This window comes from Kitasatospora sp. NPDC004240 (genome assembly GCF_053603215.1).
Genome location: NZ_JBSGFD010000279.1, coordinates 1 through 8,493, shown reverse-complemented (window position 1 = coordinate 8,493; position 8,493 = coordinate 1). Strand labels below are relative to the sequence as shown.

Sequence of the window (8,493 nt, the reverse complement as noted above, 5' to 3'; positions counted from 1 at the left end):
CTACCCCGATCCAGGAGGCGACCGTACGTGACCACCTCACCCAAGACCCTCGGAGACTGGTTCTCGGAGTTCAACCGCGAGGCCTGGGCGGCGGCCCGGTGACGCACCCCGCGGCCGCCGCCCCACCGACCACCCGTTCACCGTCCGCCCCTCACGCCCGCCGATTCACCGTTCACCCCCGAACGCACGTGCGCCACACGCCCGGAGACCCTCCGGCCGTGCTCCGAGCGCTGCCCCGACGGCAGCCGCCCCACAGGGAAGAACACCATGAAGAGTCTCGCCAAGAGCCACCTCGCCAAGTGTGTGACCGTCGCCGCCGGGCTCGGCCTGGTGATCTCCGGCACCGGGACCGCCGCGGCGGACCCGTCCGGCGCGCCGACCTACCGCGCCCTCGCGGGCGTCGGCTCGGACACCACCCAGGGCGTCATGAACGCCATGGCCAACGACATCACCGTCAACGGCACCAAGGTGCTCGGCTCGTACAACGCGCTCGGCACGGCGACCATCGCCACCAAGGAGTCCGCCGACTGCCAGGCCCTCAACCGGCCGAACGGCTCCGGCGCCGGCCGCACCGCCCTGCTCAACGAGCTCAACCGGGGCAAGGGCTGCCTGGACTTCGCCCGCTCCTCCAGCCTCAACCTGGCGGCCAGCACCCCGGGCCTGACCTACGTGCCGTTCGCGGTGGACGGCGTCACCTACGCCGTCAGCTCCGGCTCCTCGCTGCCGCTGGACCTGACCACCGCCGACCTGCGCGCGATCTACAGCTGCGACCCCGGCTACGTCGGCACCGCGCCGAACTTCTCCATCCGCCCGCTGCTCCCGCAGGCCGGCTCGGGCACCCGCGCGTTCTGGCTGACCGTGGTCGGCATCACCGAGGCCGACGTGGTCGCCGGCAAGTACCCCTGCCTGAGCGACACCAAGGGCGGCAAGAAGATCGAGGAGCACGACGGCCGCGTGCTGGACACCGCCTCGCTGGTGCCGTTCTCGATCGCCCAGTACATCGCGCAGAGCTCCGGCACCATCGCCGACATCCGCGGCACCGCCCAGCTCGGCAACATCAACGGTGTGCCCTCGGTGCTGCTGAACACCGGCGCCCCGGCCACCCGTGACGTCTACAACGTGATCCCGACCGCCAAGGTCGGCACCTCGCCGTGGAGCGACGTCTTCGTCGGCGCCAACTCGCAGATCTGCCAGCGCGGCACGCTCATCAAGCAGTACGGCTTCGGCACCAACGCCAACTGCGGCGACACCTCGCGCACCACCGGCTGATCACCCTCCCAGTCCTCTCATTTCCGAAACCGAAAGCGAGTACCACCGTGAGCATCCGCATCGCGCGTTCCGTCGCGCTCGGCGCCGCCACCCTGCTGGCCGCCGGCAGCATCACCATGGTCGGTTCGGTCGCGTACGCCGCCGACGAGAGCCCCACCATCGGCACCCTGACCGTCAACCCGGCCACCGGCGCCGACGACGAGCTGATCAGCGTCGTCAGCTCCGGCTCCTGCCCGGGCGGCACCAACCTGCAGACCCTGGTGTTCGGCCAGGGCTTCCCGGCCGAGGGCTACGGCGTCACCCTGAACCAGGCGCAGTCGGTCTTCCCGCCGGACGCCCAGGGCCGGCTGACCGTGCCGCTGAGCGACACCATGCGCAGCTTCGCCCAGAAGAACGGTTTCTCCACCCTCTCCGGCAAGTACGAGTTCCACCTGCGCTGCCGCGCCAAGCTCGGCACCACGTACTTCGGTGACTTCGTGGGCGCGATCTGGTTCACCAGCCCCACCTCCTACACCTCCACCGACCCGAACGCGCCGGTCGCCCAGGCCACCACCACCGCGCTGACGGTCACCCCGAACGGCTCCGCCACCGCCGGCGCCGACGTCACCCTCACCGCCGCGGTCTCCCCGGCCGCCGCCGGCACCGTGCAGTTCCTGGACGGCGCCACCCCGGTCGGCTCCCCGGTCGCGGTCTCCGGCGGGCAGGCCGTCCTGACCACCAACGCGCTGGCCGAGGGCACGCACGGCCTCAAGGCCGTGTTCACCTCCACCGACGCCCGCTACCTGGGCTCCACCTCGGCGGCCGTCAGCTACACCATCAGCCCGCGCGGCGCGGCCGCCACCACCACGGCGCTGGCCGTCTCCCCGGCCGGCTCCGCCCCCAAGGGCACCCCGGTGACCCTGACCGCCGCGGTCTCCCCGGCCGCCGCCGGCACCGTGGAGTTCAAGGACAACGGCACCGTGATCGGCAGCCAGCCGGTCAACGCCGGCGCCGCCCAGCTGACGGTGGGCGACGCGGCCGAGGGCGACCACTCCTTCACCGCCGCCTTCACCCCGGCCGACCCGGCCGCGTTCGCCGCCTCGGCCTCCGCCGCGGTCGCGTTCACGGTCACCCCGGCGACGCCGAACCCGGGCGGCTCCACCCCGCCGGCGCCGGTCTCCGAGACCATCACCACCACGGTCGCCCCCGGCGCCCTGGTGATCAGCGTGGCCGGCACCAACGTCACCCTGCCGCCGCTCACCCTGAACAGCAGCAGCACCCTGTTCAGCACCAACGGCCCGATCCAGACCGTCACCGTCACCGACACCCGCGCCGGCGCCCCCGGCTGGTCGGTCACCGGCCAGGTCGCCCAGTTCGCCTCGGGTGCCAACCAGATCAACGCCCAGAACCTAGGCTGGGCGCCCAACCTGGTCTCCAAGGGCGACGGCCTCAAGGTCACCCTCGGCGGCCAGGTCAACCCGGCCAACGCGGTCGCGGCCACCGACGGCGGCGCGCTCGGCCTGAAGTCCCCCCGGACGCTGGCCACCGCCACCGGCCTCGGCACCGCCAAGTTCGGCGCGGACCTGACCCTGCTCGCCCCGACCTCCACCCAGGCCGGCACCTACCAGGGCGTGCTGACCCTGACCGCGATCTGACGCCCGCTCTTCACCGGGTGAGCGTCAGGCCGTAACCCGGCGGCCGGACCGTCCAGGCGCAATGTGTTCCCGAGCCCGGACGGTCCGGCGGCCGACCCCCCGCTCCACCTTCCCCTTCTGCGCTTCCCCTTCCGCGACCGAGGATGGCCCCGCGATGCACCGATGGCTCCTGGTTCCCGTCCTGCTGGCGGCTGTGCTGCTCGCCGGCGGGCCCGCGTACGCCGACGATCCGCCGGTCCCGCAGGCGCCGCCCACCGCCGCCGCGCCCGCCCAGGCCGACCCCGGCACCGGCGCCGCGCCCGCCACCCCGGGCGCCCCCGCGGCCGCCGCCGCCACCGACCCCGGCGGCGCCCCCGCCACCACCCGGACCTTCGGGGTCCAGCCGTCGAGCGCCACCGAGCCGGACACCCGCGGCACCTTCACCTACGGGGCCACCCCGGGCGCGATCCTCAAGGACCACGTCGCGGTCTGGAACTACAGCGACCAGCCGCTCACCCTGCGGCTCTACCCCGCCGACGCCTACAACACCGACAGCGGCGGCTACGACGTGCTGCCCGAGGGCACCGCCTCCACCAGGGCCGGCAGCTGGCTGCGCACCGCCGCCGGCTCGCTCACCCTGCCCGCCCGCAGCCGCCAGATCGTCCCCTTCACCCTGGCCGTCCCCGCCGACGCCACCCCCGGCGACCACCCGGCCGGCATCGTGGTCGCGCTGCGCACCGAGACCAAGGACGCCAAGGGCAACGCGGTGACGGTCGACCAGCGGGTCGGCGCCCGGGTCAACGTCCGGGTCTCCGGCGAGCTCAAGGCCCGGCTCGCGGTGGAGGACGTCGAGGCCAGCCACCACCCCAGCCTCAACCCCTTCGACGGCGGGCACACCACGATCAGCTACGCCGTCCGCAACACCGGCAACGTCCGGCTCGGCGGCAAGCACGCCGTCCGGGTGGCCAACGTGTTCGGCACCATCGCCACCGGCGACACCCCGCCCGACCTCCAGGAGCTGCTGCCCGGCAACGTGGTGCGCTACCGCTTCGACGTGTCCGGCGCCTACCCGACGTTCCTCGCCACCGCCGGGATCACCGTCGACCCGCTGCCGGTCGCCGGTGACAAGGACCCGGCGCTGGTCAGCAGCGTCTCCAAGCACCGCTTCACGAGCGTCCCGTGGGCGCTGCTGGCCGTCCTGGTGCCGCTCGCGGTGCTCGGCGGCTGGTGGTGGCGTGACCGGCGCCGCCGCCGGGCCGCCACTTCGGCCGCCCCCGCCGGAGAGGCGCCCCGGACGCCCGCCGCGGCCGGCGCCGCGCTGCTGGCCGTCCTGCTGGCCGGCCCGCTGCTCGCCCAACTGGCCGCCGCGCCGGCGGCCCGGGCCGCCGAACCGGCCGGCACGCTGGCCTTCGACTACGCCACCGGCCGGGACGACGACCCGCTCGACCTGCTCAGCTCCGCCCAGTGCCCCGACCCGGCCGCCGACTACCTGACCGTGCGGATCAGCGGCGCCGGCTTCCCGGCCGAGGGCGCGCCGCTCACCGGGACGGTCCCCGCCTCGGTGTACCGCACGGCCGCCAACGGCGGGTACGTGCTGCCGCTCAGCAACACTCTGCGGGTGGTCGCCACCCGCAGCGGCTCCGGGCCGCTGAACGGCGCCTACACCATCACCGCGACCTGCCGGGGCAAGGTCAACCCGGCCTCCAAGCGGGACTTCACCGGGGTGCTCACCTTCACCGCGCCGACCACCTGGACGGCCGCCACGGTGGCCCCCGACGGCATGATCCACGCCGCCGCGGCGGCCGAACCGGCGCAGCCCCAGCCGGGCGCCACCCGCCCGGCGCCGACCGCCGTGGCCGCGGCTCCCGCCGCCGCCGAGGGCGGTGTGCCCTGGTACTCCCTGCTCGCCATCGCCGCCGGGACGCTGCTGCTGGGCCGGATCGCCCTGCCGTACGTCCGCCGGTGGCACGCCGCCCGTCGTCCGGAGCCGGAGGCCGCCGAATGAACGTGACCGAGGCTCCCGCCGGACCGGCCCTGCCCGCGGCGCCCACGGCGCCGGTCGTCCCCACGGTGCCTGCCGCACCGGTGCCGGTCGTGCCGACGCCGGTCGTGCCGCCCGTTGCCGGGCCGCCGGTTCTCGGGCCGCCCCCGGCTCCGGGGACGCCGCCGCCCGTGCCCGGGCCGCCGCCCGCTCCGCCGACCGGGCCGTCCGACCCGCCCGCGGGGCGCGGGCTGCGCCCCGACCGGCCGCAGCTGATCGGCGCCGGGCTGGCCATCGTGGCGGCCCTGCTGCTCGGCCTGCTGCTGGACCTCGGCCCGCTGGGCGGCCTGCGGCACCTGCGCGACCACCAGACCGGGTACGCGGAGCTGCGCGAGAGCCTGGCGATGGGCACCACCCCGATCGGGCAGCTCGACAAGGACGGCGAGCCGGTCGAGCCCGGCACGCCGGTCGCGCTGCTGGAGATCCCGCAGCTGGGCCTGCGCGAGGTGGTCCGCGAGGGCACCGCCGGGGGAGTGCTGGCGGCCGGCCCCGGCCACCGCCGGGACACCCCGATGCCCGGCCAGGCCGGCACCAGCGTGCTGCTCGGCCGGCAGGCCGGCTTCGGCGGCCCGTTCGGCACGCTGGGCAACCTGCGGGCGGGTGAGACCTTCACCGTCACCACCGGCCAGGGCGCGAACACCTTCCGGGTGCTGGGCCTGCGCCGCGACGGCGACCCGGTGCCGGCCACGCTGAAGGCCGGGGCCGGGCGGATCGTGCTGGTCACCGGGGACGGCCCGCTGTACGCCCCGGACGGTCTGCTGCTGGTCGACGCCGATCTCGTCACCGAGGTCCGTCCGGCCAACGCCCGTCCGCTCACCGCCGCCGCGCTGCCGGCGGCCGAGAAGGCCATGGGCACCGAGGACGCCGCCTGGATCCCGCTGGTGCTGTGGGGCGAGGGGCTGCTGCTGGCGGCCGTCGCGCTCGCGCTGGGCTGGGTGCGCTGGGGCCGCCGGCAGGCCTGGATCGTCGGCGTGCCGGTGATCACCGCACTCGCCCTCCAGGTCGCCGACCAGGTGGCCCGGCTGCTGCCCAACCTGGTCTGAGACCGCCGTTCCTGATCGACCGTCACCTCTGAAAGGGGCCGCCCCGTGGCCAGTCTCGACACCCCGACCGTGCCGCTGCCGTTGCCGCTGCCCGCGCCGCCGGCCCCCGGCTCCTCGGCGGGCACGCTGGACGCCCGGGCGGTCTCGGCCTGGTTCGGCGACCGCAAGGTCCTCGAACAGGTCTCGCTGGTGATGCCCGCCGGCCGGGTCACCGCGCTGATCGGCCCCTCCGGCTGCGGCAAGTCGACCTTCCTGCGGATCCTCAACCGGATGCACGAGCTGATCCCGGGCGCCACCCTGGCGGGCGAGGTGCTGCTCGACGGCGTCGACGTGTACGACCCGGAGCGCCGGCTCACCGCGGCCCGGCGGGACATCGGGATGGTCTTCCAGAAGCCCAACCCGTTCCCGGCGATGAGCATCTACGACAACGTGGTGGCCGGCCTCAAGCTCACCGGGATCCGCGCGGGCCGCGCCGAGAAGGACCACCTGGTCGAGGAGTGCCTCACCAAGGCGGGCCTCTGGCGCGAGGTGCAGGACCGGCTGCGCCAGCCCGGCGGCGCGCTCTCCGGCGGGCAGCAGCAGCGGCTCTGCATCGCCCGTTCGCTCGCGGTGCGCCCGCGGGTGCTGCTGATGGACGAGCCCTGCTCGGCCCTGGACCCGACCTCCACCCGCCGCATCGAGCAGACCATCCGCGAGCTGGTGGACGAGGTCACCATCGTCATCGTCACCCACAACATGCAGCAGGCCCAGCGGGTCTCCGACCAGTGCGCCTTCTTCCTCGCCGAGCAGGGCACCCCCGGCGCGATCGTCGAACACGGGCCCACCGGGGCGATGTTCGCCTCCCCGGCGGACGCGCGGACGTCCGACTACGTCAACGGACGCTTCGGATAGCGGAGCGACTTGTGTGATCTCGGTCACGTGAGCGGAGCGTTACCGGCCGGTTCCGGGGTGGTGATCGCCGCGTTGGCCTGGAGGGATCACTGAGCGTTCGTTCGTGCGGTGAGGTGTCTCCCGGTCCACGGTCTGAGTTGATCTTGTTTTGCCGCCGGGTTCTGCGATTCACTCTTGCGAGCATCTTGCAGGTGTCTGACGGAGCGTCAACTCTCGACGGGGGTCGCCCCACTCCGGCAGGCCCGCGAACGCCCGCCCGCAGACCCGAGGTCGGACGAGATTGTGAGCACCGTTGCGTACCAGGACTGACGGGCGTCCACGCCCGCCCCGGGGGCCGAGCCTCCCGCCCGGCCCCCGGCCCCGCCGGACGGCGCCGGGCCCCACCGCCCCCCTCGCCCGTCGCCTCGTACCGGCCCTGGCGGCCCTCCCGGCCCTCGCCGGCTGCTCGGTCCGGGTCGACGGCGCCGAGGTCTCCGCCCTCTGGTGGGCCGCGGCGGCCCTCCTCCTGGTCCTGCTGCTCGCCGGTACGGCCCTCGGCGCCCGCCGCTCCGGTGCCCGCCGCCCCGCCCGGGAACTCGCCCGGGCCCGGCGCGACCGGGAGGCCCTGGCCGCCGACGCCGAGGCGCGGCTGAGCACGGTCACCGCCGAACGGCAGGGCCTGCTCCACGAACGCGAGCGCCTGGCCGCCCAGTTGACCGAGCTCACCGGGCAGCGTGACGAACTCCTGCACCGCCAGCACGAATCGGCCGCCGAGCAGCAGCAACTCACGCTGCGGTACGAGGAACTGGCCCAGGAGCGCGACGAGGCCAACCGGGAACGCGACGAACTGCAGGGCAGCGTCGACGCCACCTTCGTCAACCTCGCGATGCGCACCCTGACCCTGGTCGAGCGCCAACTGGTGCTCATCGAGGGCCTGGAGGGCCGCGAGGCCGACTCCGCGCAGCTGGAGAGCCTGTTCAGGCTCGACCACCTCGCCACCCGGATGCGGCGCAACAGCGAGAACATGCTGCTGCTCGCCGGCCTGGAGAACAGCCAGCGCAGCCGCACCGCGGTCTCCCTGCTGGACGTGGTCCGGGCCGCGGTCTCCGAGATCGAACGCTACGAGCGGGTCCGGATCGGCTTCCTCGCCTCCGTCCGGCTCAGCGGCGCCGTCGCCGACGACACCAGCCACCTGCTCGCCGAACTGCTGGAGAACGCCACCGCGTTCTCCCCGCCGCAGGACCAGGTCGAGGTCGGCGGCTGGCTGCTGGACAACGGAGAGGTCATGCTCTCGGTCACCGACCGCGGCATCGGCCTGCCCACCGAGCGGATGCGCCGGCTCAACGAGCAGCTCTCCGAACCGCCCACCCCGGCCGGCCCCGGCCGCCGCGACGCCCTGCTCGCCGGGGCGCTCAGCGGGCGCAGCATGGGCCTGTTCGTGGTGGCCCGCCTCGCCGGCCGGCACGGCATGCGGGTACAGCTGCGGGACAACGCCCAGGGCGGAGGCGTCACCGCGATGGTGGTGATGCCGCGCGGGGCCCTGCTGGAGGACACCGTCACCACCGCCGACCTCGACGACCAGCGCCGCGCGGAGCGCAACGCCGCCACGGCCGCCGTCGAGCAGGCGCGCAGCGCGGCCGGTGCCGCGGGGAGCGCC

At 74.8% G+C, this 8,493-nt stretch carries 6 protein-coding genes; all 6 read left to right on the top strand.

Annotation, left to right across the window (positions count from 1 at the left end):
* The first annotated feature begins 267 nt into the window (after window positions 1-267).
* A complete protein-coding gene (locus ACWEQL_RS38845; RefSeq protein WP_452155717.1) occupies window positions 268-1,269 on the top strand; it encodes a substrate-binding domain-containing protein in 1,002 nt (333 codons plus the stop codon).
* Between the two features lie 47 nt (window positions 1,270-1,316).
* Entirely contained in the window at window positions 1,317-2,903 is a 1,587-nt protein-coding gene (locus ACWEQL_RS38840) for an Ig-like domain repeat protein (protein WP_452155715.1), read from the top strand.
* Between the two features lie 154 nt (window positions 2,904-3,057).
* Window positions 3,058-4,887 (top strand): hypothetical protein, encoded by a 1,830-nt coding sequence (locus ACWEQL_RS38835; RefSeq protein WP_452155713.1) that lies wholly within the window; start codon window positions 3,058-3,060, stop codon window positions 4,885-4,887.
* 167 nt (window positions 4,888-5,054) lie between these two features.
* Entirely contained in the window at window positions 5,055-5,966 is a 912-nt protein-coding gene (locus ACWEQL_RS38830) for a sortase (protein WP_452155712.1), read from the top strand.
* Window positions 5,967-6,053: 87 nt separating this feature from the next.
* Window positions 6,054-6,857 (top strand): phosphate ABC transporter ATP-binding protein, encoded by an 804-nt coding sequence (locus ACWEQL_RS38825; RefSeq protein WP_452155719.1) that lies wholly within the window; start codon window positions 6,054-6,056, stop codon window positions 6,855-6,857.
* A gap of 292 nt (window positions 6,858-7,149) precedes the next feature.
* Window positions 7,150-8,493: ATP-binding protein (locus ACWEQL_RS38820; RefSeq protein ID WP_452155710.1), on the top strand; the 1,344-nt coding region annotated here is incomplete at its 3' end.